Annotated in this window: 15 protein-coding genes, 1 tRNA gene and 1 riboswitch; of the genes, 7 read left to right on the top strand and 9 right to left on the bottom strand. The window is 72.8% G+C overall.

Annotation, left to right across the window (positions count from 1 at the left end; translation table 11 throughout):
- Positions 1-655: 655 nt before the first annotated feature.
- Positions 656-1,222 carry a MarR family winged helix-turn-helix transcriptional regulator gene (locus ABT070_RS18305; protein WP_351761479.1) on the bottom strand — a complete coding sequence of 189 codons (567 nt, stop codon included), beginning with the start codon at positions 1,220-1,222 and terminating at the stop codon, positions 656-658.
- Positions 1,223-1,422: 200 nt separating this feature from the next.
- Here ABT070_RS18305 and ABT070_RS18310 point away from each other — a divergent pair, with 200 nt between their 5' ends.
- Positions 1,423-2,682, top strand: coding sequence for an MFS transporter (locus ABT070_RS18310; protein WP_351761482.1), 1,260 nt, complete (start codon positions 1,423-1,425; stop codon positions 2,680-2,682).
- Positions 2,683-2,821: 139 nt separating this feature from the next.
- On the opposite strand, the gene ABT070_RS18315 is transcribed toward ABT070_RS18310, so the two are convergent.
- Both ABT070_RS18315 and ABT070_RS18320 read right to left on the bottom strand, forming a co-directional pair.
- A complete protein-coding gene (locus ABT070_RS18315) occupies positions 2,822-4,474 on the bottom strand; it encodes an ATP-binding SpoIIE family protein phosphatase (RefSeq protein ID WP_351761484.1) in 1,653 nt (550 codons plus the stop codon).
- A gap of 260 nt (positions 4,475-4,734) precedes the next feature.
- The gene (locus ABT070_RS18320; protein WP_351761486.1) at positions 4,735-6,111 is read right to left on the bottom strand and encodes an NAD(P)/FAD-dependent oxidoreductase; all 1,377 of its coding nucleotides are present in this window, start codon (positions 6,109-6,111) and stop codon (positions 4,735-4,737) included.
- 383 nt (positions 6,112-6,494) lie between these two features.
- Between ABT070_RS18320 and ABT070_RS18325 the strand changes: the two genes are divergently transcribed.
- The gene (locus ABT070_RS18325; RefSeq protein WP_351761489.1) at positions 6,495-7,262 is read left to right on the top strand and encodes a TetR/AcrR family transcriptional regulator; all 768 of its coding nucleotides are present in this window, start codon (positions 6,495-6,497) and stop codon (positions 7,260-7,262) included.
- 315 nt (positions 7,263-7,577) lie between these two features.
- Complete coding sequence (locus ABT070_RS18330; protein ID WP_351761491.1) at positions 7,578-9,596, top strand: sigma-70 family RNA polymerase sigma factor; 2,019 nt, start codon at positions 7,578-7,580, stop codon at positions 9,594-9,596.
- On the opposite strand, the gene ABT070_RS18335 is transcribed toward ABT070_RS18330, so the two are convergent.
- Complete coding sequence (locus tag ABT070_RS18335; protein WP_351761493.1) at positions 9,583-12,969, bottom strand: AfsR/SARP family transcriptional regulator; 3,387 nt, start codon at positions 12,967-12,969, stop codon at positions 9,583-9,585. The genes ABT070_RS18330 and ABT070_RS18335 overlap by 14 nt on opposite strands.
- A gap of 58 nt (positions 12,970-13,027) precedes the next feature.
- Entirely contained in the window at positions 13,028-15,148 is a 2,121-nt protein-coding gene (locus ABT070_RS18340; protein WP_351761496.1) for an asparagine synthase-related protein, read from the bottom strand.
- Between the two features lie 706 nt (positions 15,149-15,854).
- On the opposite strand from ABT070_RS18340, the gene ABT070_RS18345 reads away from it, so the two are divergent.
- From ABT070_RS18345 to ABT070_RS18360, 4 genes are all read left to right on the top strand, one after another.
- Positions 15,855-17,279: an NsdA family TPR-like regulatory protein gene (locus ABT070_RS18345; protein WP_307164138.1), complete on the top strand. Its 1,425-nt coding sequence runs from the start codon at positions 15,855-15,857 to the stop codon at positions 17,277-17,279.
- Between the two features lie 82 nt (positions 17,280-17,361).
- Positions 17,362-18,579 (top strand): L-2-hydroxyglutarate dehydrogenase, encoded by a 1,218-nt coding sequence (gene lhgD / locus ABT070_RS18350; RefSeq protein ID WP_351762191.1) that lies wholly within the window; start codon positions 17,362-17,364, stop codon positions 18,577-18,579.
- Between the two features lie 108 nt (positions 18,580-18,687).
- A complete protein-coding gene (gene trmB / locus ABT070_RS18355; protein ID WP_351761498.1) occupies positions 18,688-19,530 on the top strand; it encodes a tRNA (guanosine(46)-N7)-methyltransferase TrmB in 843 nt (280 codons plus the stop codon).
- Between the two features lie 103 nt (positions 19,531-19,633).
- Positions 19,634-21,151, top strand: a complete 1,518-nt coding sequence (locus tag ABT070_RS18360) for a PrsW family intramembrane metalloprotease (RefSeq protein WP_451101124.1) — start codon at positions 19,634-19,636, stop codon at positions 21,149-21,151.
- Between the two features lie 16 nt (positions 21,152-21,167).
- Here the strand turns inward: ABT070_RS18360 and ABT070_RS18365 are convergent, their stop codons facing one another.
- The 4 genes from ABT070_RS18365 to ABT070_RS18380 all read right to left on the bottom strand — a co-directional run bounded on the left by ABT070_RS18365 (position 21,168) and on the right by ABT070_RS18380 (position 25,056).
- Positions 21,168-22,112 (bottom strand): aldo/keto reductase, encoded by a 945-nt coding sequence (locus ABT070_RS18365; protein WP_351761501.1) that lies wholly within the window; start codon positions 22,110-22,112, stop codon positions 21,168-21,170.
- 157 nt (positions 22,113-22,269) lie between these two features.
- Positions 22,270-23,292, bottom strand: coding sequence for a M23 family metallopeptidase (locus ABT070_RS18370; protein ID WP_351761503.1), 1,023 nt, complete (start codon positions 23,290-23,292; stop codon positions 22,270-22,272).
- A gap of 9 nt (positions 23,293-23,301) precedes the next feature.
- A riboswitch (cyclic di-AMP (ydaO/yuaA leader) is annotated at positions 23,302-23,468 on the bottom strand.
- A gap of 315 nt (positions 23,469-23,783) precedes the next feature.
- Positions 23,784-23,857, bottom strand: a tRNA-Met gene (locus tag ABT070_RS18375).
- 71 nt (positions 23,858-23,928) lie between these two features.
- A complete protein-coding gene (locus tag ABT070_RS18380) occupies positions 23,929-25,056 on the bottom strand; it encodes a dihydrofolate reductase family protein (protein ID WP_351761506.1) in 1,128 nt (375 codons plus the stop codon).
- Positions 25,057-25,064 lie beyond the last annotated feature (8 nt).

Genomic DNA, 25,064 nt, shown 5'->3' on the forward strand with positions numbered 1-25,064 from the left:
ATCGGGACGACACCACGAGAGCGGAACAGCCAGGCGGAATAAGCCCGGCCGTTCACAGCGTCCTCGCTGTGTTTTGTTTCAAAGGAACCTCATCCTCGACCATCACTGGCCGGGGACGGGGTATCAACATATCTGGCGTTGATTTTTGGCACGCTGTTGAGTTCTCAAGGAACGGACGCTTCCTTTGTACTCACCCGAGAGACTCTCTCAGGCTTTCCTCCGGGCGCTTCCCTTCGGTCTTGCGTTTCCGACTCTATCAGATCTTTTCTCGACCCGATTTCCTCGGTGCTTTCCAGGTTCCCGCTTTCGCGTTTCCCTTTCCGGCGGTTCCGACTCTATCAGATCCTTTCGGCGCTGATTCCCAGTCAGAGGGGGCTTGTCTTCCCGGCTGTTGGGCCGTTCCGACGTCTCAAACCTTAGCGGATCCGCTCGGCAGTTCCTAATCGGGCTGCCGACCCCAAATCGAATTGAATTCGGGCACGCCGAATTCGATCCCGTGGGAGATCGTGCTGGTGGTTTGTGGTGCCGCTACTGCGGCGGAGGTGCTGTCGGAGAACCGTTACGTCTCCCCGGCAACCCGAAGAACTTTACGGACCCTGGATGGGGATGTCAACCACCCCTGTCAAGATCTTTTAGTCGACCCGGGGCGGGTGGCTCAGTCGAGGTCGCTCAGCCGGCCGCCGGCGTCCGGCTGGGCGTGCTCCACCCGGCGCAGGAGCCTGGTCAGGACCTCACCCAGGACCGTCCGCTCGTCCGCGGAGAGGTCCTGGAGCAGGTCCTCCTCGAAGACCGTCGCCATGCGCATCGCCTGCAGCCACTTCTCGCGGCCCTCGGGCAGCAGCTCGACGATCACGCGGACGCGGTTGGACTCGTCCCGCTCCCGGGTCACCAGCCCCTCGGCGACCATGCGGTCGATCCGGTGGGTCATCGCGGCCGGCGTCAGGCCGAGGCGCTTGGCCAGATCGCTGGGGCCCAGGCGATAAGGAGCACCGGAGAGGACCAGTGCCTTGAGGACCTCCCACTCGGCGTTGCTGATGCCGAGGTCCGCGGTCTGACGGCCGTAGGCGACGTTCATCCGGCGGTTGAGGCGGGAGAGCGCCGAGACGATCTTCTCCACCTGGGGGTCGAGGTCCTGGAATTCGCGCTGATAGGCCGCGATCTGCTCTTCGAGGGTCGGCTCGCCGCCGTTGCCGGTGCCGACCGTGCCGGGGGTGTCGCCCATGGGGGCAAGTATCGCACGGGGCTCGTTCGCATTGAAGTTCTTCGAGGTGTACAGTTTAGGTCCTAACTTTAGCTTCGAAGTCTTCGGCACTAAGTACTGAGGCAGCGGAAGTACTGACGGAAGTACTGAGGCAGCTCCGACCCGGTGCCGACGGCGACTACCTGAGAGAGGTGAACGTGACCAGGGCGAGGGGCGCAGCGATGCGCCGGATCCACGTGGGCAACGCACTCAGCGCGTTCGGGCTCGGCTTCACCGTCCCCTACCTGTACGTCTATGTGGCGCAGGTGCGAGGACTGGGTGCCATGACGGCGGGGCTCGTCCTCGCCGTCTTCGCCGTGGCCGCGCTGATCGTGCTGCCGTTCGCCGGTAGGGCGATCGTGCGGCGCGGTCCGTTGCCGGTCCTGCTCGCCGCCCTGGTCACCGCCGCTCTGGGAGCGCTGAGCCTGGGGCTCGCCGGCAACGGCACCGCCGTACTGGCCGCCGCGGCCGCGCTCGGTGCCGGGCAGGCCGTGATGCAGCCGGCGCTGGCGACGATGATCGTGGACTGCTCGACCGCGGAGACCCGGTCGCGTGCGTTCGCGACGCAGTTCTTCCTTCAGAACCTCGGGCTGGGCGTGGGTGGGCTGATCGGCGGGCATCTCGTCGACACCTCGCGCGTGTCCTCGTTCACGCTGCTGTTCGCCATCGAGGCGGCGATGTTCCTGCTGCTGGCCGTGGTGATGTCGACCGTGCGGCTGCCGCACGCTCCGAACGTCGGGGAGGCCCCGCAGTCCGCCGGGGGCAGCTGGAAGCGGTTGCTCGGCAACCGGGCCATGGTGCAGCTGTGTGTGCTGGGCTTCGTGCTGTTCTTCGCCTGCTACGGACAGTTCGAGTCGGGGCTGAGCGCGTACGGGGTGGAGGCCGCCGGGATCTCGACGTCCGCGCTCGGGACCGCGCTCGCCGCCAACACCGCGATGATCGTGGTCGCGCAGTTCGCGGTGCTGAAGTTCGTCGAGCGGCAGAAGCGGTCCCGGGTGATCGCGGCCGTGGGACTGATCTGGGCCGTCGCGTGGGTCGTCGCCGGGTACGCGGGGCTCGGCCACGGCAGTCGGGAGATGGCGACGGCCGCGTTCGTGTCGACGTACGCGCTGTTCGGGCTGGGTGAGGCGATGCTGTCGCCGACGGTCGCGCCGTTGGTGGCCGATCTGGCGCCGGCCGGTCTGGCGGGGCAGTACAACTCGGCGTTCGCCCTGGTGAAGCAGCTCGCGCTGGCCGTCGGGCCGGCGGTGGGCGGGCCGATGGGGGCCTCTCTGCACGCGCCGTACATCGTGACGTTCCTGCTGTTCTCGCTGGGGATCACCTATCTGGCGCTGCGGCTGGGGCGGCAGCTGACCGCCGTGCAGGATCAGCCGTGGCTGGTGCGGAAGCGGGTGGTCGCGCGAGGTGGCGCGGTGGCGGAGCCGGTGGCCGCCGAGGCGTGAGGCGGGTGGAGGAGGCGGTCGTCGTCCGAGAGGACGGCGGCCGCCTTTCGTGTCGGCGGGTGGCCGTGACTCTTCCGTGGCGCGCTCACGGTCGCTCCGGTCGCCACGGTGCTTGTCACTGCGCTTGTCACGGCCCGCGTCACTGCTGAGGCTTCGGCAGGACGAACTCGCACCACACGGCTTTTCCGCCGCCCGGGGTACGGCGGCTGCCCCAGTGGGAGGCGATCGTGGCGACGATGGCGATGCCTCGGCCGGACTCGTCGCCCGGTTCGGCGCGGCGGCGGCGCGGGAGGTGGTCGTCGCCGTCGGTGACCTCGATGATCAGGCGGCGGTCGGTGCGGCGCAGCCGCAGCCGCATGGGCGGGGTGCCGTGCTGGAGGGAGTTGGCGACGAGTTCGCTGGCGGCGAGGACGCCGAGGTCGTGCAGCTCGGGCGGGAAGCGCCAGCTGGTCAGGACACCGGAGGCGAAGGCACGCGCGCGTGGGGCCGCCTCCACACCGCCGAGGAGCTCCAGGGCCGCGTTGCGGAACAGCTCGCCGTCGGGGCCGGTGCGGGCCGGGTGCTGGAGGACCAGGACGGCGACGTCGTCGTCGTGGTCGGCGGTGACGCCGGCCGAGCGGACGAGGCGGTCGCAGACGACCTGAGGGGTGCCGGTGGCGCCGGACAGGGCGCGCTCCAGGGAGGCGATGCCTTCGTCGAGGTCTTCGTCCCTGCGCTCGACCAGGCCGTCCGTGTAGAGGACGGCCGTCGAGCCGGGGCCGAGCGGGATCGAGCCGGAGGCGTGCATCCAGCCGCCGGTGCCCAGGGGCGGGCCGGTGGGCTCGTCGGCGCGCAGGACGGTGCCGCTCTCGTCACGGACCAGGATGGGCAGGTGGCCGGCGGAGGCGTACACCAGCCGGCCCTCGTTGGGGTCGTGGATGGCGTACACGCACGTGGCGATCTGATTGGCGTCGATCTCCGCGGCGAGGCCGTCGAGGAGCTGGAGGATCTCGTGCGGGGGCAGGTCGAGGCGGGCGTACGCGCGGACCGCCGTGCGGAGCTGGCCCATGACGGCTGCCGCGCGGACGCCTCGCCCCATGACGTCGCCGATGACGAGGGCGGTGCGGCCGCCGCCGAGGGTGATGACGTCGTACCAGTCGCCGCCGACCGCGGCCTCGGTGCCGCCGGGCTGGTAGGTGGCGGCGATGCGCAGGTCGTCGGGCTCCTCGAGCTCCTGGGGGAGGAGGGAGCGCTGGAGGGTGACGGCGGTCTCGCGCTGACGGCGTTCACTGGCTCTGAGGCGTTCGGCGGCCTCGGCGTGGTCGGTGACGTCGGTGGCGAAGATCAGGACGGTGCCCTTGCCGTTGTCCTCGGCGGCCGGGGTGCAGGTGAAGGTGTAGGAACGGCCGTCCGGGGCCTTGCGGGACTTCAGGGTGCGGGGCTTGCCGCTGCGCAGGGCCTGGTCGAGGAGGGGCATGAGGCCGAGGTCGCGGAGCTCGGGGAGCGCCTCGGCGGCCGGTTCGCCGCAGGGGCGTGCGCCGAAGGCCGCCGCGTAGGCGTCGTTGACGTAGGCGAGGCGGTGGTCGGGTCCGTGGACGAGGGCGACGAGGGCCGGGACGCGGTCGATGACCTCACGGACCGGGAGTTCGTCGACGGCGGGTACCGGGGGCGGCTCGTCGGTGAGTCGTTCGGCGCGGGCCGCGGGTACGGAGCCTTCGCTCCGCCGGTCCGTGGTGGTGACCGGGTGCTCGGCTCGCGCGGCGGCGCGGCGCTGCGTTCCGGGGAGCCGGGCGCTCCAGCGCGTGAAGTTCACGAATCCTTGCCTCGTGTAGTCGTCGGCGGCCCGGCTCCGGGCCCGGCCTGGGCTGCGGTGGCCGCGCGGCGGTGGCCGCACATTGTTGCAGCACCCGGGGTGTGGAGCACGTGGAACGGCCTCGTGGGTCGGGGGGCGGGTGGTGGCCCGCGGGGAGGGGCTCGGGAGGGACTGGAGCAGGGAGCAGTCTGGCAGTGTGGCCGCCGTCCGGGCCGACATTCGTCAGACGTGGGGGCGGTCGGTGGAGTTCCTGGATCCGGTCAGGACGACCCCTTCGGGTCGCCGGAAGACTCGTCAGAAGGCTTTCCACCGGCAGCGAGTTCGAACTCCGCGCGGGGATGTTCGAGGGATCCCAGGGAAACGATCTCCCGTTTGAAGAGCCCGGAGAGGATCCATTCGGCGAGCACGCGTGCTTTGCGGTTGAAGGTGGGCACGCGGCTGAGGTGGTACGCGCGGTGCATGAACCAGGCCGGGTAGCCCTTGAGCTTGCGCCCGTAGACGTGCGCCACGCCCTTGTGGAGGCCGAGCGAGGCGACCGAGCCGACGTACTTGTGGGAGTACGGCCGGAGGGGTTCGCCGCGCAGCGAGCGCACGATGTTGTCGCCGAGGGCCTTGGCCTGGCGGACCGCGTGCTGGGCGTTCGGGGCGGTCTCCTTGCCGGGCTCGTCGGCCGTCACGTCGGGAACGGCGGCCGCGTCTCCGGCCGCCCACGCGTGCGTGACGCCGTCGATGGTCAGCTCGGGGGTGCATTTCAGCCGGCCCCGTGCGTTCAGCGGCAGGTCGGTGGCGGCGAGCAGCGGGTGCGGTTTCACGCCGGCGGTCCACACGACCGTACGGGTCGGGAAGCGGGCGCCGTCGCTGAGGACGGCGATGCGGTCGGAGCAGGACTCCAGGCGGGTGTCGAGGCGTACGTCGATGTTGCGGCGGCGCAGTTCGCTGACGGTGTAGCGGCCCATGTCGGCGCCGACCTCCGGCAGGATCCGGTCGGAGGCCTCGACCAGGATCCACTTCATGTCCTCGGGCTTGACGTTGTGGTAGTAGCGCGTGGTGTAGCGGGCCATGTCCTCGAGCTCGCCGAGCGCCTCCACGCCCGCGTAGCCGCCGCCGACGAAGACGAAGGTGAGGGCGGCGTCGCGGATCGCGGGGTCGCGGGTGGAGGAGGCGATGTCCATCTGTTCGATGACGTGGTTGCGCAGCCCGATGGCCTCCTCGACGGTCTTGAAGCCGATGGCGTGGTCGGCCAGGCCGGGGATGGGCAGCGTGCGGGAGACGGAACCGGGCGCGAGGACGAGTTCGTCGTACGTCAGCTGCTGCGGGCCGGTGCCCTCTTCGTCGGTGGCGAGGGTGGTGAGGGTGGCGCTGCGCTTGGCGTGGTCGACGGCGGTGACCTCGCCGACCACGACCCGGCAGTGCGGCAGGACGCGGCGCAGGGGCACGACGACGTGCCGGGGGGAGATGGAGCCCGCGGCCGCCTCGGGGAGGAAGGGCTGGTAGGTCATGTACGGGTCGGGTGTGACGACCGTGATCTCGGCCTCGCCCCGGTCGAGTTCCTGTTTCAGCTTCTGCTGGAGCCGCAGGGCCGTGTACATCCCGACGTAGCCGCCGCCGACAACGAGAATGCGCGCACGTTCCTTCACCGTCCCATGACGCACCGGACGCCGGAGTTTGTCCACAGCCCCGACAATTTGTGTGACCGCGAGTCGGGTGTGCGCAGGGTTGGCCGAAACACCGAAGTGCGGGGCAGAAGCGCAGGTCAGCTGCTGTGCACCGGGGTGCGGGAAGGGGTGCAATCGGGATGTATGCGACCCGTACTCCGATCGGGGGGCGCTCCGTGCGGAACCTGCCCCTTCTGAATTGACTCCCTCTCAACTATGTTCGTGTGTCGACGGGGTGTCAGGGGGAAGTGCTCTGCGGGTCTGCGACGGGTGGGCCCGGGAGGCCGTCCCCTGTGTTCCACGCCCCCGACTTTCGATGGCGGGGAGAGTCTCCGGGGGGAGACGTCATTACCGGGGGAACATTCATGCACACTCACAACTCGCATTGGTCGTCCACGTCGGCCCTGTCACCAGGCGGCGTGGTCGGTACGCCGGTCGGCAACGGACGTGGAGAAGGCGCGCGGACGGCACCGCTGCGCGTGGACGCACAGCGCAATCTGGAGCATGTACTGCGGGCGGCGCGCGAAGTGTTCGGCGAGCTGGGTTACGGCGCGCCGATGGAGGACGTGGCGCGCCGCGCGCGGGTCGGGGTCGGCACGGTGTACCGGCGCTTCCCGAGCAAGGACGTCCTGGTGCGGCGGATAGCCGAGGAGGAGACGTCCCGGCTGACCGACCAGGCGCGGGCGGCGCTCGGCCAGGAGGACGAGCCGTGGTCGGCGCTGTCGCGCTTCCTGCGGACGTCCGTGGCCTCCGGCGCCGGGCGGCTGCTGCCGCCGCAGGTGCTGCGGGTCGGTGTCGCGGAGGACGACGGCGAGGGCGTGCCGGCCGAGGAGGCGCGGGTGCCGCAGCAGCGGACCCAGCCGGGCGGCGGCGAACTGCGACTCGTCGCGGGCGACGGCACGACGGCCGCTGTCGACGACGCCGGGGCGGCGGCGCTGCTCGAGGTCGTGGGGCTGCTGGTGGACAGGGCGCGGGAGGCGGGCGAACTGCGCCCCGACGTGTCGGTGTCGGACGTGCTGCTGGTCATCGCGACGGCGGCGCCCTCGCTGCCGGATCCGGCTCAGCAGGCGGCGGCTTCGGCGCGGCTGCTGGACATCCTGCTGGAGGGCCTGCGGTCGCGTCCCTCTTCGTGAGGGGCGGGGCCGCCTGCCGTGTCGGCGGCTTGCGGGCGGGTGGCTCGAAAGGGTGACGGTGGGGTGGGGGTACCGCGTGACCCTCACCCTCGCCCACCGTGCCGAACATTCGCGGCATTCCGGACGCGCGGCTCAACTGCTGCCCACAGCAAGACAGTTGAACCTTCCCCGTACGGGTGAGAACTAGTACTGAATTGCGTCAGGTCCCCACGGACGAGTGGACAACTCTTCCTCGCGGGGTCCTGAACAAAAGCCAATATGGCACTCTGACCCGGTGGTCAGGACTGGTTGGGCCGGCGGCGGGGGCTTTCCGCGATGAGTGTTGACGGTGGGGACGAGTCGCTCGGTCCATCCGGTGACGGTGACACGGAGGCCGACGGCCTGACCTCACCGCAGGTGCCGAGCCAGGGCGGACGCGCGAGCGGGTTCCTGGGCGGTCCGACAGGCGGCCGTCCGGGCGATCCGGTGACCCGTCCGCCGGTACGTCCGCTCGACGACCCCTCCGAGGGCAGCGTTCCGGCACAGCGCGAACGGCGAACCGAGGTCGTCCTGCCGCCGCCGCGGGACCTGCCGCCGGCGGACACCGACCTGATCGGCCGGATGCGCTCGGGCGACGACACGGCGTACGAGGAGCTGTACCGGCGGCACGCCGACGCCGTACGCCGCTACGCCCGCACCTGCTGCCGGGACGCGCACACCGCCGACGACCTCACCGCCGAGGTCTTCGCCCGCATGCTGCAGGCGGTGCGCGGCGGCTCCGGACCCGAGTACGCCGTCCGCGCCTACCTCCTGACCTGCGTGCGGCGGGTGGCCGCCGACTGGATCCGGTCGGCGAAGCGGGAGCAGCTCGTCGACGACTTCGCGGTGTTCGCCACACAGTCCGCCCGCTCGGCCCGCTCCTCCGAAGCCGCCGAGGACACGGTGTCCGGCGGCTCCTTCGGCGCGGGCACGGACCTGGGCGCCGATGTGCGCGCGATGCACGAGGCCGAGCAGTCCATGGCCATGCAGGCCTTCCGCTCACTGCCCGAGCGCTGGCAGGCGGTGCTGTGGCACACCGAGGTCGAGGACGAGTCGCCGAGCGAGGTCGCCATGCTCTTCGGCCTCGACGCCAACGGCACGCGCGTACTCGCCAGCCGCGCCCGTGAGGGCCTCAAGCAGGCCTACCTCCAGGCCCATGTCAGCGCCACCCTCACCAGCGACGAGGAGTGCGCGGGCTACGCCGACCAGCTCGGCACCTACGCCCGCCGCAGGCTGCGCACCCGCGCCGAACGCGGGCTGCGCAAGCACCTGGAGGAGTGCGCCAAGTGCCGGCTGGCCGCCCTGCAGATCGAGGAGGTCGCCAGCAGCATCCCCGCCGTCGTGCCGGTCGCGGTCATCGGCTGGTTCGGCGTCGCCGGGTACGCCAAGGCGGTGGCGCTCATCGCCGGTGGTGCCGGGGCGGGGGCGGCGGGCGTCGCGGGCGCGGCGGCCGCGGCCGGCGGCTCCTCGGGCGGGGCGGGCGCCGGTGGCGGAGCGTTGGCCTCGGAGGGGCTGGGCGCCCCCGTGAAGGCCGGGATCGCGGCCGGTGTGGTCGCGGTGGCGGCCGCCGCGGTCGCCCTCGCGCTCATCGGCCACGGCGGTCCCGCGAAGCAGCCCGAGGCCCGGCCCCCGGCGTCCGTGCCGGCGCCGGTCGCGCAGCCCGAGGAGCCGACACCCGCGCCGACGCCGACGAAGGAGCGCGAGCCGGAGCCTTTGGCCGTCGTCCCCGCGGCCGCCCCGACACCGACCCGCACCGCACGGTCGACGCCCACGCCGACACCGGCCCCCACGCCCAGCGCGTCCCCCACCCCCGTCCCGACTCCGACGCCCACCCCGATCTCCACGCCCACGCCGACTCCCGCACCCACGCCGCCGCCCGCTCCGGCCGTCTATCCGCTGAACGAGCTGTCCTTCGACATCGGCGGGGACGGGACCGGACCCGAGATCCGGCTCGGCGGCAGCAGCTGGGTGTGGCAGCGGTACGGCCTGTCCATCGCGGACCGGCGGTACGAGCGCGGGGTGACCGTGCACGGCGACTCCTCCGTCACCGTCGACCTCAACCGGGCGTGCACCTCCTACGACGCGCTCGTCGGTGTCGACGACCTGACGATGAGGCTCGGCGCGGTCTCCTTCGCGGTCTACGCCGACGGGCGCCGGGTCTGGGTGTCCGGGGTGATCAAGGGCGGCGACCCGGCCGTGCCCGTCCATGTGAATCTCGTCGGCAGCACCACCGTGCGTCTGGTGGTCGAGCCGCACAGCGGCCTCGACTCGGTGGCACTCGCGGACTGGGCGGAGTCCGGGTTCACCTGCTCGTAGGCGCCCGCACGGCCACGGCCGGCGGTCCGGCCGGATGGTCGCGCACGCTGTCCGTGAGCTCGCGCAGGGCGTCGGTCACCGTCAGCGCCGTGCCCCGGACGCGCTCGGCCGCGTACCGCACGGCGCCCAGGGCCGCGCGGGCCGCGGCCTCGGCCTGCTCGGCCTTGGCGTGCTGCGGGGCGGGGCGGGGGTGGGGGCCGCGCAGGGCGTCGGCGGCCGCGAGGAGACGGGTCGCGCGCGGGTGGTCCCCGAGCCGGGTCAGCAGGTTCGCCGCGTCGTCCAGGATCGACGACGTGACCGCCTCGGCGCACTGGTCGGCCACCGCCCGGCGCAGCGTGTCGGCGAGCATCGGCAGGCCGTGCTCCGGGCCGGACTCGGCGGCGGTGAGGTCGGCGTCGAGCATGTTCAGCGCCGCCACGAACTGGGGCGGCGGGGTGCCCGTCCCGGCCGCCACGCGGACCTCGTCGCACAGCACGCGCGCGTGGGCCACCTGCCCCTCCTGCAGCGCGATGTGGGAGCGCAGCAGGAGGACGAACGCCAGGACGTCGGGCACTCCGTAGTGGTCGGCGGCGCTGTTCGCCTCGTCCAGCGCGGCCAGGGCGCCCTCGACGTCTCCCGAGCGGTAGGCGATCTCCCCGAGCCGGGCGATGAGGAACGGCGACTCGGCGTACGCCCCCACCTCGTGGGCGAGGCGCAGCGCCTCGCGGTACTCCCGTTCCGCCTCCGTGAACCGGCCGCGCGCCATCTCCGCCTCGCCCGCCGCGCCGCACACCTGGGCCCGCATCCAGCGGTCGCCGACGCGCAGGCTGAGCACCCGCAGTTCCGCCAGGTCGTCGTCCACGCCGTGCAGCCCGCCGGGTGAATCGACGACCATGTGGGTACGGAACATCAGGGCGCAGCCGAGCTCCCAGTCGCCGCCGTGGACACGGCAGTTGTCGACCGTCCGGTCCAGGACCCCCCGGACGTCCACGATGTCGCGCATCTGGAAGGCCGTCAGCGGCCAGAGCAGGCCGGGCATCCGTGCCGCCCGGGGGCCGCCCGGCTCGTAGTCGGCGCGCAGGCGGACCAGGTACTCCTGGTAGCGCGGGTCCGCCACGAGGTCCTTCGGATCGGACTCCGACAGCAGGAACACGTTCAGCATCCGCAGGTTCATGCGCTGCGCGTGCCGCGGGTGGGCTTCCTCCGTGGCGGCCGGTGTGCCGAGCAGGGCGTCGACGGGGTCGAGCGCGGCCATACGGGCGGTGAGGTCGGCGGCGGTGAACGGCACCTCGGCCGCGGGTTCTCGGAGGGTGTCCAGGACGGCGCCCAGGCGCAGGGTCCGGTCGCACCACTCGGCGCCCTCGCGACGGTAGTTGCGCAGCCACCAGAACCAGCCCGTGGCGAGGCAGAGGGCGGTTGCCTCCTCCTCGTCGCCCGCCGTGTGCGCGCGCTGGAGGGCCACGCGGATGTTGTCCAGTTCGGTCTCCAGGCGGGCGATCCAGGGGAGTTGCCCGGCGGAGCGCAGCAGCGGGTCGGCCCGCTCGACGAGTGCGCGCACCCACGCGCGATGGCGTCGGCGGGCCGCCGCTCGGCACCGGGGGAGCTCGGCGGCGCGTTCGCCGGCGTACTCGTGGATCGTCTCCAGCATGCGGTAGCGCATGCCGCCCCCGCCGTCCCGCTCGCACGGCGCGGCCACGACCAGGGACTTGTCGACGAGCGCGCCGACGAGGTCCGCGACCGGGCCGGTGCACACGGCTTCCGCCGCCTCCAGGTCCCAGCCGCCCGCGAACACGGACAGCTCGCGCAGCAGTGTGCGCTCCGGTTCGTCGAGCAGGTCCCACGACCAGTCGACGACGGCACGCAGGGTCTGCTGGCGGGGCAGGACCGTGCGGCTGCCCGAGGTGAGGAGGCGGAAGCGGTCGTCGAGGCGGTCGGCGATCTGGCGCGGGGTGAGCAGCCGGAGCCGGGCGGCGGCCAGTTCGATGGCGAGCGGCAGTCCGTCCAGCCGCCGGCAGATCTCCGCGATCGCCTCCCCGTCCCGCAGGGCGGCCGGCGCGGCGGGGCGGGCGGCGGCCGCACGCTCGGTGAAGAGGCGGTGCGCCTGGTCGGGGAGGAGGGGCTCGACCGGGCGGACCGACTCGCCGGGGACGCCCAGGGGTTCACGGCTGGTGGCGAGGATCGTGAGCCCGGGGCAGCGGGTGAGGAGGGTCTCGGCGAGGGCGGCGGCCGCGCCGATGACATGTTCGCAGTTGTCAAGGATCAGGAGTTGGCTGCGCGGGGCGCAGTACTCGACGAGCAGGGCGACCGGGTCGTCCTGCGGGGCCGCCAGCTCGCTGGTCATCAGGACGGTCTCGCGCAGACCGAGGGCACTGACCACCGCGCCCGGCACCGCCTCCGGCCGGTCGAGCGGCGCCAGTTCGGCCAGCCACGCCTGGGGGAGCCCGGCGGCGGCTTCCTCGGCGAGACGGGTCTTCCCGGAGCCGCCCGGTCCGGTGAGCGTGACGAGACGGGCCCTGTGCAATTCGGAACGGATGGCGTCGAGCTCGGGTTCCCGGCCCACGAAAGAGGTAAGCCGCGGACGGATGTTGCCGGTGCGCTCGGGGAGTTGGAGCGGGGTGCGGCGCGTCGGCGCATCCGGTGCGGGGCCGTGCGCCGACGGAGCGCCGTGGGTCGGTTCCGCGCGGGCGAGGAGCTCGGTGTGCAGGGCGCGCAGGTGCGGGCCCGGGTCGGTGCCGAGGCCGTCGGCGAGAGCGCGGCGGGCGGTCTCGTACACGGCGAGGGCGTCGGCTTCGCGGCCGGTGTCGCGCAGGGCGCGGATGAGGAGGGCGTGCAGCGGCTCGTCGTACGGGTGCGCCGCGGCCAGTTCCGTCAGGCGCGGTACGGCTTCGCGGGCGCGGCCGAGGAGGAGGTCCGCCTCGGCACGGGCGCGGGTGGCCTCCAGGCGGAGGGCCTCGGGGCGGGTGGCCGCGGTGCGGTCGGGGAGGTCGGCCAGGGCGGGGCCGCGCCACAGGGCGAGGGCGTCGTCCAGGGTGCGGGCGGCGGTGGGCGCGTCACCGCGACGCAGCGCCTCATCGCCCTGGCGTACGAGCCGTTCGAAGACGAAGAGGTCGACGTCGTCCTCGGTCGCGGCGAGGCGGTACCCGCCCGGGACGGAGGTGACGCTGTCCTTGCCGACGGCGCGGCGGAGACGGCCGATCAGTGCCTGGAGGGCGGCCGGGGCGTCCTGGGGCGGGTCCTCGGCCCACACCTCGTCGATGAGGGTCTCCGGGGCGGTGAGACGGCCCGGGCGGAGCGCCAGGGCCGTGAGGAGGGCGCGGAGCCGGGGGCCGGGGACGGATACGGCGGTGCCCTGGTCGTCCGCTGTCTGGGTGACGCCCAGAATTCTGTACCGCACCCGTTCATTGTCACCGGGGGCGAGTCGTGGGGCACGGGGTTTGTGGGCGGCGCGTTTCTCACCCGCCGGAGGAGACCGCCCGTCTCTGGGGAGCGATGCCCGCCGGTACCGCACGCGCGCGTGCCGGTGTGCCCGTCCAGCAGGTGCCTCTGCGGGACAGCAGACGGCGGAGCCAGAGTTCCAGGGAGACCAGGTCGGCCAGGCCGTCCAGGGGCAGGGGTTCGCCCGCCGCGGCGGCCCGGAGCGCCTTGCGAACCACTCTCGCCTCGATCAGGCCCGCCTCCGCGAGGAGAGGGGCTTCGAAGAGGGTGAGGAGGGGGTCCATGGCCATGCGCAGGCCCGCCCGGGCCGCCGCGGTGGCGGACGCCTGGGAGGGGGCGCCCCAGCCGGGCGGGAGGTCGGTGACGCCGGCGCCCTTCAGGACGGTGCGCAGGATCGCGGCACGTGCCCCCGGTTGCACGCGCAGGGTCTCGGGGAGCGCGCGGCACGCGCGGACGACCTGGTTGTCGAGGAACGGCGCGTGCAGTCGCTGGGAGCGGATCTCGGCGGCCTGTTCCAGGACGCGCAGGTCCATGGCGTGCCGGGCGAGGGCCGCACGGGCCCGGTAGTCGCCCGGACGCTGGCCGGGGCCCACGCCGGTACGGTGCGCGGCCCCCTGGAGGCGAACCGATACTTCAGCCAGCGCCTCGCCCGTCAGCCAGCGCGCGGCCGGCCCCGCGCCGCCCCAGGTGAGGGCGGCCAGGGACGCCCCTACGGCGCCCGAGGGGTCGTCGGAGCCGAAGCTGCGGTGCAGGAGGCGTTCGGCCAGGCCCTCCACGCCCGCGCGGTACGGCGTACGGGCCAGGCGGCGGGCCGCGCCGTACACGCGCGCGGGGACGAGCACCGAACCGTCGGCCTTCGTCAACGCCGCCACCGGACGCACCAGATGACGGCGTTTGCGGTCCATCAGCAGGTCCGCGAGGCGGGCCGGGTGGGCGTCCAGCACCTGCCGGGCGCCGTATCCCGTGAAGTGGTCCGCGCTGCCCGCCGCGAGGCGCGCCCGGTGGCGGGCGGCCGTGACCAGGCTCTGGCCGGGTTCGTCGGTCAGCGGGCCGTCCAGGTCGGCGTACGGCAGGGCCTCCTCGCCGCCGGCCACCACGACGTGGTGCAGGCGCGGGTTGGCCGCGAGGGTGCCGGCCCGTTGCAGCTCGGCCTCGCGTCCGCCGACGGCCAGGTCGTTGAAGGTGACGGCCAGCAGCCGCTCCCCCGCGCCCGTGCCGTGCCCCAGCAGAGTGCCCGGCATGCCGGGCAGGCCCGCCGCGAGGAGCGCCAGCGTGCCGGAGGCCGGACCGCCGGAGAGGTCGGCGCCGATGCCCGGCGCGGGCATCCCGCGCGCGGCACGCCGTTCCGCGGGCCCCATGCCGGGCACCGGCCCCGGGTCGATGTCCGGGACGTGCCGGGGCGCGGCCAGGCGCGCGCGTACCGCCTCGATGAGCGCGTCGCGTACGGCGCCGACCGCGCTGTCCGGGTCGGCGGGGGGCGCCGCCACGGCGAGCGAGGCCACCGGCTCGTACCCGGCGACCTCACGGGCCCCGGTGCGAAGGATCAGCGCGTGCCCCGGCGGAATGCGGTGCACGCCGTCGTACGGGGTGGAGTCGTGCAGGGCGGCCGGTACGTCGGGGGCGGCGAGGAGGGCCGCCAGGTGACCGAAGTCGAGGTTGGCCTCGATGAGGTCGGCCAGCGGCAGCGCGGCCGTCGCGTACGCCGTGCCACCGGCCCAGGGAGTGTGGAACACCGGGCGCGCGCCCGCCAGATCGCCGCAGACGGTGATGCGCCGGTCGACCTGGACGATCGCCGTGTAGCTGCCCGACCAGGCCGTCAGGTGCCGAAGTGCCCCTCCGCGCGCGGCGAACAGTCCGACACGCAGTTGTTCGTCGGTCGCGCCGCAGGTGCCGAGGACCGCGACCCGGGTCCGGGCGTCGGCCTTCACCACCCGCACCTCGTCGGGGCGCCAGTCGCCGACGGCCCACAGCGGATCGGGGTCGCCCCACAGGAGTTGGGAGCCGACCGGGTGCAGGGTCTCGCCGTCGTGGCCGACCCGTCCGCCGTACGTCGCGTCGTCTTCGTGACGGCCGTCGTAGCCCACGGATCCGCCCAGCGCGCCCGCGGCGGTGCTGCTCCATCCCACCAACCACCGCATGGACGCCTCCACAGGCTGTGGACAACCGAGTGCACCGGACGAACGGTTCACCATGCTGCCACGAAGAACGCGCCGTAGAAGGAGGCGGCGCCGCTCGCGATCCGGGGACTGTGCCCGCGTCAACACGTCGGCGCCTCTGGGGGAGTCCCTGCGCACCCCTGCGTCTGCGACGTGAATGCGCCCCCGGTACGCTCCCCCAAGACGCCCTGCGCGCCCTCGATTTCCGTGGTGGGAGGCGTTGTCCCCCACAGAACAGAGGGTCGATTTTCGGCCAAATCCCCGTTGTGCGAAGCGCGTCGAGAACGTCCCGCGCAGGCTTCGCACACGCTCCGTACACACGCGCGTGCCGTGCAAGGCTCGCGCCGGCCCGGGAGACGGACGCCGTCTCCCGGACCGTTCCGCCGCCCGCGGGGATGTAGGCGGCGGTGTCCCCCAGCCCACTGGATCCAGTACAGCGGGCCGACCCACGCACGGCCCATGGAACCGCTCCCGCGGTGGCCGGAGAAGAGCGCACGGCCGGGCGCACAGCCACACAGCGGGAGCACGTTGCGACGGTCCGTACCTGCGCCCGGACTTTCGTACGGACCACAATCCCGCCAACCGGAAGAATGCCCCTTAACGCTTGGGATGCGGCGAACTACGCTGGGTTTACGAATGCCGCATGGTTATGCCAGCGCGGCAGCCGTCTGTGTCGAGGGGTGGCGCAATGTCCAGGGAGCAACGCGGGCCGAACGAAAAACTCGGCGCCGTTCTCGCCCTCGCGGGAATCAGCAACGCAGGACTCGCGCGACGCGTCAACGATCTTGGCGCTCAACGCGGGTTGACTCTTCGCTACGACAAGACGTCCGTGGCGCGCTGGGTGTCGAAGGGCATGGTGCCGCAGGGCGCCGCGCCCCACCTCATCGCGGCCGCCATCGGTCAGAAGCTCGGCCGCCCGGTGCCGCTCCACGAGATCGGCCTGGCCGACGCGGATCCCGCACCCGAGGTGGGCCTCGCCTTCCCCAGGGACGTCAACCAGGCCGTGCGCTCGGCCACGGAGCTCTATCGACTCGACCTGGCCGGCCGCCGGGCCGGTTCCGGGGGCATCTGGCAGTCGCTGGCCGGATCGTTCGCAGTAAGCGCGTACGCGACACCCGCCTCACGGTGGCTGATAACCCCGGCCGACAGCTCGGTGGCACGCGACGTACACCTCGTGGAGGAGTCCGGCGCACCGCTCAAAGTCGGCCACAGCGATGTGCAGAAGCTGCGGGAGGCCGCCGAGGACGCCAGACGCTGGGACTCCAAGTACGGAGGCGGCGACTGGCGTTCGTCCATGGTGCCGGAGTGCCTGCGGGTGGAGGCGGCGCCGCTGCTGCTCGGGTCGTACTCCGACGAGGTCGGCCGGGCCCTGTTCGGGGCGAGCGCCGAACTGACCCGGCTGGCGGGGTGGATGGCCTTCGACACCGGTCAGCAGGAGGCCGCGCAGCGCTACTACATCCAGGCGCTGCGGCTGGCCCGCGCGGCGGCCGACGTACCCCTCGGGGGCTATGTCCTGGCCTCCATGTCCCTCCAGGCCACCTACCGCGGCTTCGGCGACGAGGGCGTCGACCTCGCGCAGGCGGCCCTGGAGCGCAACCGGGGGCTGGCCACGGCCCGCACGATGAGCTTCTTCCGGCTCGTCGAGGCACGTGCGCACGCCCGCGCGGGGGACGCGCAGGCCGCCGGGGCGGCGCTGAAGGCCGCCGAGGGCTGGCTGGAACGGTCGCGCGACGGCGACCACGACCCGTCCTGGCTCGGCTTCTACTCCTACGACCGTTTCGCCGCCGACGCCGCCGAGTGCTACCGCGACCTGAAGGCGCCGCGTCAGGTGCGGAGGTTCACCGAGCAGGCGCTGTCGCAGCCGACGGAGGAGTTCGTGCGGTCGCACGGGCTGCGGCTCGTCGTCTCGGCGGTCGCCGAGCTGGAGTCGGGGAACCTCGACGCCGCCTGCGCGCAGGGCGTGCGGGCCGTGGAGGTGGCCGGGCGCATCTCCTCCGCCCGCACCACGGAGTACGTCAAGGATCTTCTGCATCGGCTGGAGCCCTACGGCGACGAACCCAGGGTGGTGGAACTGCGCGAGCGGGCCCGGCCCCTGCTGATGACTCCGGCGTAGGGCGGCAACACGCGACCGGCATGACGCCCGCCCCGGGTTTGAAGGCACTGTCAGTGGCGCAGTGCACTATCGAAGCCGGGAGGTGGTGCACGTGCCGAAGATCGCTTACGACTGTGATGTGCTCGTGGTCGGCGGGGGCATCGTCGGGCTGTCCACGGCGTATGCGATCACGCGTGCCGCGCCGGGTACGCGGGTCACGGTGCTGGAGAAGGAGCCGGGGGTGGCCCGGCACCAGACGGGGCGCAACAGCGGGGTCGTCCACAGCGGGATCTACTACCGGCCGGGATCGCTGAAGGCGCGGTACGCGGTGCGGGGCGCGGCGGAGATGACGAAGTTCTGCGCGGAGTACGGCATCGCCCACTCCGTCACCGGCAAACTGATCGTCGCCACGGACCGGGCGGAGCTGCCCCGGCTGCACGCGCTGGTGCAGCGCGGCCGGGAGAACGGGATTCCGGTGCGGGAACTGGGCGGCGCCCAGATCGCGGAGTACGAGCCCGAGGTCCGGGGCCTCGCCGCGATACGCGTGCGGACGACGGGGATCTGCGACTACACGGCCGTCGCACGGCAGCTGGGCCGGGCCTCCGGGGCGGACATCCGGTACGGCGCGCGGGTCGTGCGGATCGACCGGCGGCCGGAGCGCGGGGTGGCCGTGCTCACCGCGCGCGGGGACGTCGTACGGGGGCGGGTGCTGGTGAACTGCGCCGGGCTGTACTCCGACGAGGTGGCCCGGCTGACGGGGGACGAGCCCGAGGTGCGGATCGTGCCGTTCCGGGGCGAGTACTACGAGCTGGCGCGGCCGGAGCTGGTGCGCGGACTGGTGTATCCGGTGCCCGATCCGGCGTTCCCGTTCCTCGGCGTCCATCTGACCAGGGGGATCGACGGGGGCGTGCATGTCGGCCCCAATGCCGTGCCGGCGCTGGCCCGTGAGGGGTACGGCTGGGGCGTCGTACGGCCGCGCGAGGCGATGGCGACGGCGGCCTGGCCCGGGGTGTGGCGGCTGGGCCGCCGGCACTGGCGGTACGGGGTGGGGGAGCTGCGGCGGTCGGTGTCGAAGGGCGCCTTCGTGGACGCGGTGCGCCGGCTGCTGCCGGCGGTGGAGGAGGGGGACCTGGTGCGGGCGACGGCCGGAGTGCGGGCGCAGGCGGTACTGCGGGACGGCTCTCTGGTGGACGACTTCCTGATACGGGAGGGGCCACGGGCGGTCCATGTGCTGAACGCGCCCTCACCGGCGGCCACCGCCTCACTCCCGATCGGACGAGAGGTGGCGCGCCGGGCCCTGGGAGCACTGGCCGACGCGTGAGCGGTCGGAGCGGCGCCCGCACGGGCCGGCCGCACGGGGCCGGCCGTCCGGTGCCGGGCCCACGGGCGCGGCCGGCACCGGGAGCGGACCCGTAAAATCGACCCCACTGTGTCTGATTCCGTGAGTACCCCCGAAGTCCCCCAGCCCTTTCCCGGTGGCGAGCACCACCCGGGCGAGTCCGTTCGGCACACCCGGGCCAAGGGGGAGCCCCGGTTCCCCGACGGGCCCAAGGCCGATCCCGCCGGGTCGCACTTCGAGCGGCGGATCAGGAGTTTCCAGCCCCGGCGCAGCCGGGTGACGGCCGGGCAGGCGGACGCGTTGCAGCGGCTGTGGGCCAAGTGGGGACTCGACATCGACGGGCACTTCGTCGACCTCGCCGAGCTGTTCGGCGACGACCGTCCCGTCGTCCTGGAGATCGGCTTCGGCATGGGCGAGGCGACCGCGCAGATGGCGGCCGCCGACCCGGACACCGGCATCCTCGCGGTGGACGTGCACACGCCCGGCCAGGGAAATCTGCTCAACCTCGCCGACCGCACCGGGCTGACCAACGTCCGGGTGGCCAACGGTGACGCGATCATCCTGCTGCGCGAGATGCTGCCGGCGGACTCGCTCGACGGGCTGCGGGTCTACTTCCCCGACCCCTGGCCGAAGAAGCGGCACCACAAGCGGCGCCTCATCCAGCCCGAGTTCCTCGACCTGGCCGCGACGCGACTGAAACCGGGCGCGACCGTGCACTGCGCCACGGACTGGGAGCCGTACGCCGAACAGATGCTCGAGGTCCTGACCGCGCACCCCTGCTTCGAGAACACCCGGGCCGACGGCGGGTTCGCGCCCCGGCCCGAGTTCCGGCCGCTGACCCGTTTCGAGGGACAGGGGCTGGACAAGGGTCACGTCGTGAACGATCTGCTCTTCCGTCGCGTACAGCATCCCGTCCAGCCCGGGGATCGCTGACCGGCCCGAGGGTCGGTCAGGAGATCGACCAGGAGACCGACCAAGGAATCACCGAGCGACCTCCGTCTCCACCACAGTCCCCTCCCTCGTTAGGGTCGATGCCGTGGCCATCAGTCCTCCGTTTCCGCCCCGTCCGCCGCATCCCGGCGGCGCACCCGAGGACGGTGTGCTCCGGCACGCTCACTGGTGGCAACGCAGGTGGGTTCGGTACGGGGCCCTGATCACGCTGCTCACCCTGTCCGGCCTGGTCATCCTCGCGCTGGTGCGCGAACAGACCGGCACGGAAGGGTTCCTGGTCGGGCTCGGGCTCGCCGTGCTGCCCGTGCCGCTGCTGGTCGCCGCCTTCCGGTGGCTGGACCGGGTCGAGCCAGGACCTTGGCGGAACCTGGTCTTCGCCTTCGCCTGGGGCGCGTGCGCGGCGGCGCTGATAGCCATCATCGCCAACAGTTTCGCGACCCGGTGGATAGCCACCGCGACCGCCGACCCGTCCGGCGCGGACACCCTCGGGGCGACCGTCATAGCGCCGATCGTCGAGGAGTCCGCGAAGGCCGCCGCCGTCCTGCTGGTGTTCCTCTTCCGCAGGCGGGACTTCACCGGGATCGTCGACGGCGTGGTCATAGCCGGGGTCACCGCGACCGGCTTCGCCTTCACCGAGAACATCCTCTACCTCGGCACGGCCTTCGGCACCGACCAGCTCACCGGCGACACCGGCATCGCCTCCGTCACCGCCGCGACCTTCTTCGTCCGCGTGATCATGTCGCCGTTCGCGCACCCCCTGTTCACCGTCCTGACCGGCATCGGCTTCGGGTTCGCCGCGCTCTCCGGCGAGCGCCAGCACCTGCGGCGCGTGCTGGTCCCGCTGTGCGGGCTGCTCCTCGCGATGGGGATGCACGCCCTGTGGAACGGCTCCTCGTCGTTCGGCGAGTTCGGGTTCTTCGCGGTGTACGCGGCGTTCATGGTGCCCGCGTTCGGGCTGCTGACCTGGCTGGTGGTGTGGACGCGGCAGCGCGAGCTGCGCACCGTGCGCGAGGAACTGCCCGCCTACGCGGCCGCCGGCTGGCTCACCCCGGCCGAGCCGTTCGCGCTCGGCTCGATGCGGGCCCGGCGGCTGGCCCGGGAGTACGCCGGCCGCCACCTCGGCAAGCCGGCGGCGCGGGAGGTGGCACGGTACGAGGCGTACGCGACCTCCCTCGCCTTCCTGCGGCACCGCGGCCGGCAGGGCCGGGCCCGCGCCGACTTCCTCGTACGCGAGCGGGAGTTGCTCAACGAACTGTGGAGGCGCAAGGACGTCGCCCGGCCGGCGCTGGACCACGCGGCCCGGGCGACGGCCCCGCCGGTACGGGTGGCCGTGCTGCCCTGGCCGGTGTACGGGGGGTACGGGTACGGCCGGGGTCCGGCCCACGGCCAGGGCCGCACCGCCGGATTCGGGCAACCGGCGGCGCCGGTGTACGGAGCCCCGCCGGTCCACGGAACTCCGCCGGGGCCGTCGTACGGATACGGGTTCGGCTACGGGTACCCGGCAGCACACGGCCCCGCGAACGGCCCCGCGAACGGCCCCGGGAGCGGCCCCGGGAGCGGGTATCCGGCAGGGCCGTACCCCGCCCCCCACCCGCACCAGTAGGCGAGGCCGCGGCAGGTCAGGCCGAGGCCCGGGTCAGCCGGGTGATCTCCTCCGCCGTCAGCTCCAGCCGCGCCACCTCCAGCAGCGCCGGCAGCTGCTCGACCGTCCGCGCGGAGGCGATCGGCGCGGCCACAGTCGGCTGCGCCGCGAGCCACGCCAGGGCGACCGTGGGGATCTCGGCGCCGTGGGCCTGGGCGATCTCGTCCAGGGCGGTGAGGACGTTGCGGCCCCGCTCCGTGTCGAGATGCTTGGCCGCGCCGGCCGCACGGGCGCTCTGCACGGTCGTACCGGGCCGGTACTTGCCGGTGAGGAAGCCGGCGGCGAGCGCGAAGTACGGGACGGCCGCGAGTCCGAAGCGGGCGGCGAGGTCCTGGAGGCCGCCCTCGTAGGTGTCGCGGGAGACCAGGTTGTAGTGGGGCTGGAGGGCGACGTACCGGGCCAGGCCCTCGCGGTCGGAGAACTCCAGGGACTCCCGGAGCCGCTCGGGCGAGATGTTGGAGGCGGCGATGTGCCGCACCTTGCCCGCCCGCACCAGCTCGTCGAGCGCGCCGATGATCTCCTCGACGGGCACCTCGGGCTTGTCGAAGTGCGTGTAGTAGAGGTCGATGCGGTCGGTGCCCAGACGGCGGAGCGAGGCGTCGGCGGCGGCCTTGATGTTGTCGGCGGTCAGACCGGGGAACTCGGGGTGCTGGCTCACCTTGGTGGCGATCACGAGGTCGTCGCGGTTGCCCCGGGCCTTCACCCACCTGCCGATGACGGTCTCGGACTCACCGCCGCTGTTGCCCTCGATCCACGCCGTGTAGGAGTCGGCGGTGTCGACGAAGTTGCCGCCCGCGGCCGCGTAGGCGTCGAGCACGGCGAAGGAGGCCGTCTCGTCGGCGGTCCAGCCGAAGACGTTGCCGCCGAGGGAGAGCGGGAAGACCTCGAGGTCGGAGGAGCCGAGCTTGCGAAGAGAAGTCATGCTTCGTCTCAACGGACGCCGACGGCCCGCCCATTCCGGGCGTGACACGAAGAACATGTGAACGGCGCCTGTGGACGGCACGGAACGGCGGCAGCCCCGACGCGGAGGGCGTCGGGGCTGCCGGGGTGGATCAGGGTGTCCGCGGGAGAGGAACCGCTCAGGGGTTGAGGCCCTTGCCGCGCAGCCAGGCCGCGGGGTCGATGCCGTCGGCGCTGCCGTTCGGATGGACCTCGAGGTGGAGGTGGGCTCCGGTGACGTTGCCGGTCGCGCCCACGCGGCCGATCACATCACCGGTGGCGACCTTCTGGCCGACACTGACGCTGATCGACGACTGGTGGCAGAACCACAGCTCGGTGCCGTCGTCCAGGGTCAGGATGGTGCGGTAGCCGTAGGAACCGGCCCAGCCGGCCTCGGTGATGGTGCCGCTGTGGACGGCCTTGATGAGCGTGCCCGTCGGCGCGGCGAAGTCCAGACCCGTGTGGTAGCCGGAGGACCAGAGGGAACCGGCCTGGCCGAAGGTCGAGGTGATGGTGTACGAGGAGGTCGGCAGCGTGTACTGCTTGGCCAGCTCGGCCAGGCGCGCGGCCTCGGCCTTCGCGGCGGCTTCCTCGGCGGCCTTCTTCTTGGCGGCGGCGGCCTTGGCCTCCGCCTCCTTCTCGGCCTTGGCGGCGGCGTCGGACTCGGCCTTGGCCGCCGCGGCGAGCGCCTTGACCTCGACCTGCGACTGCTGCGACTCGGCCTGCGCCATGATCCGGCTGCGGAGCGCCTCGCCGGCGTCGGCGGTGCTCTCCTCGGTGTCCACGGCGGCTTCGGAACCGAAGCTGGCGAGGGCCGGGGCGGCTTCCGGGGCGGGCTCGTCGTCGGAGATGAGCGAACCCACGTTGGGCAGGTCCGGCATCGAGATGGAGACCGGCGCCTTGCCGGTGTTGGCGCTGGCCATGCCGCCCGCGCTGACGGCGGCTATGACGCCGACGCCGAGGACGGTGGAGCTGCGGGCGAATCCGCCGCCGCGCTGCTTGGCGACGCGGTGCTTGCCGCGTACCGGGCGAGTGGACTCCGCGGTGGGGTTCCACTCCTCCCAAGGGCCCTCGTCGGTGCGGTAGTCGCCGTAGCCGAAGGTCTCGGTGGACCGCTGGCTGGGCGCGTAAGGGGCCTCGGGGGCAGGCGGGTTGGACGCCACGCGGGCGCACTCCTTTCCTTCCGTCGCCTACCGGGTTAGCTGACGGGTTCGGAGCGGGAAGGTCTCCTACGCGCGTATACCGGTCGTGGACTCTGCGAGTTCACGACGGCTTCCGCGTGATTCACCCCAAGGTGGTGGTTCCCCGGTTCCCTTGCGGGATTCGGCACGTGCCGCACGGAGCCGACTCTGGTGCCGGCTGGGACGACCGCGCTGCGTTATCGAACGTTAATAGACCCGGGGGTGGGTTTCCAAGCTGTTCCTCTTGATCAACAACATTTCTGGCCTGGACTTTTGGGCCAGCAGCGGTGAAAAACGGGCGAGTTGACCGCGCTTCGACATGCCCCGGAAACGCTTCATCAGTCACAGGAGTTTTGATGGTGACTCAGTCGTTATGCGCAGGGCGGTCATCCGGTCACCAGGAGTGAGGGAGGGAGGTCGACATAAACGCCGAAGGCCGGAACCCTTTCGGATTCCGGCCTTCGGTTCATCAGTAGCGGGGACAGGATTTGAACCTGCGACCTCTGGGTTATGAGCCCAGCGAGCTACCGAGCTGCTCCACCCCGCGGCGATGAATGCAACTGTACGCCATCAGCGGGGCGGAAAGCACATCGGTTGATCCACGGGGCCCCGGCGGCCTCAGAGGAGGTGGCGGTTCGGCTCCTTCGCCCGCTCCTCGTAATCCGGGAGCACGAGGACGTCGACGCCCTGGGCCGTCAGCAGACCGGTCCCGTCCGCCTCCGTGACGAAGGTGTCCGGCTCCCGCCAGGCCGTGACCACCCTGCGCACCCCGGCGTCGAGGATGAGGCGGGCGCAGGGGGCCGGGCGGGAGGAGCGGCGGGCGCACGGTTCGAGGCTGCTGTAGACGGTGGCCGCGGACAGCCGGGGGTCGGCGGGGTCGAGCTTCGCGAGGGCGGCCTCCTCGGCGTGCACGACCGGGTCGCCGGCCTCGCGGGAGTGGCCGCGGGCCAGCTCCGTGCCGTCGGCGGCCACGATCACCGCGCCGACGCTGAAGGCGGTCTCCGACGGCGGACAGTCGGCCGCGAGTTCGCAGGCGAGGGCCAGCCAGTGCCGGTCGGCCGCGACGGGCAGCGGTCCGGCGCCGGGGGCGGTGGGCTCGTAGCGGTTCAGGACGACGTCCTCGATGCGCCGGCTCTCCACCAGGCGCAGGCGTCCGCCCTGGTAGCCGCCGGGTCCGAAGAGGCGGGGCGCGGCCGGGTCGCCCACGAACAGCGGGGCGAGGACCAGCTGGAGTTCGTCGGCGAGGCCCTGTCGGAGCAGCTGGGTGTGGATCTTCCCGCCGCCCTCGACCATGAGGCGCCGCACCCCGCGCTCGTCGTGGAGGTGTTCGAGGAGACGGCGCCAGTCCAGTTCGGGCCCGAGCGGGACGGCGTCCGCCTCGATGCCGAGCGCGCGGACCCGTTCGGCGCCCTTGTCCGTCGTGTACACGACCTTCTCGCCGCCCGTGTGCCAGAAGTTCGCCGCCGGGTCGAGGTCGCCGGAACCGCTGACGGTGACCTTGAGGGGGTACGGCGGCCGTCCGGCGGCCACCCGGGCGGCGCGGCGCTGCGGGGAGTTCACGAGGAGCCGGGGGTTGTCCGCACGGATCGTGCCGGCGCCGATGAGGATGGCGTCGACGGAGGCGCGGACCTCGTCGACGCGGTCGAAGTCGGCGCGGCCGGAAAGGAGCAGGCGCTCGGGCGTGGTGTCGTCCAGATAGCCGTCGAGGGACACGGCGGCGGACAGCAGGACGTACGGGTACGGCATCGACGCGG

Origin of the sequence: Streptomyces sp. NPDC002884 (assembly GCF_040295245.1) — a bacterium.
Lineage (GTDB): Bacteria > Actinomycetota > Actinomycetes > Streptomycetales > Streptomycetaceae > Streptomyces.

What these genes read in the sequence shown, in the direction of transcription:
- ABT070_RS18305 (WP_351761479.1), bottom strand. Translation starts at nt 1,222, where the DNA reads ATGGGCGACACCCCCGGCACGGTCGGCACCGGCAACGGCGGCGAGCCG.
- ABT070_RS18310 (WP_351761482.1), top strand. Translation starts at nt 1,423, where the DNA reads ATGCGCCGGATCCACGTGGGCAACGCACTCAGCGCGTTCGGGCTCGGC.
- ABT070_RS18325 (WP_351761489.1), top strand. Translation starts at nt 6,495, where the DNA reads ATGCACACTCACAACTCGCATTGGTCGTCCACGTCGGCCCTGTCACCA.
- ABT070_RS18330 (WP_351761491.1), top strand. Translation starts at nt 7,578, where the DNA reads ATGAGTGTTGACGGTGGGGACGAGTCGCTCGGTCCATCCGGTGACGGT.
- ABT070_RS18340 (WP_351761496.1), bottom strand. Translation starts at nt 15,148, where the DNA reads ATGCGGTGGTTGGTGGGATGGAGCAGCACCGCCGCGGGCGCGCTGGGC.
- ABT070_RS18345 (WP_307164138.1), top strand. Translation starts at nt 15,855, where the DNA reads ATGTCCAGGGAGCAACGCGGGCCGAACGAAAAACTCGGCGCCGTTCTC.
- ABT070_RS18365 (WP_351761501.1), bottom strand. Translation starts at nt 22,112, where the DNA reads ATGACTTCTCTTCGCAAGCTCGGCTCCTCCGACCTCGAGGTCTTCCCG.
- ABT070_RS18380 (WP_351761506.1), bottom strand. Translation starts at nt 25,056, where the DNA reads ATGCCGTACCCGTACGTCCTGCTGTCCGCCGCCGTGTCCCTCGACGGC.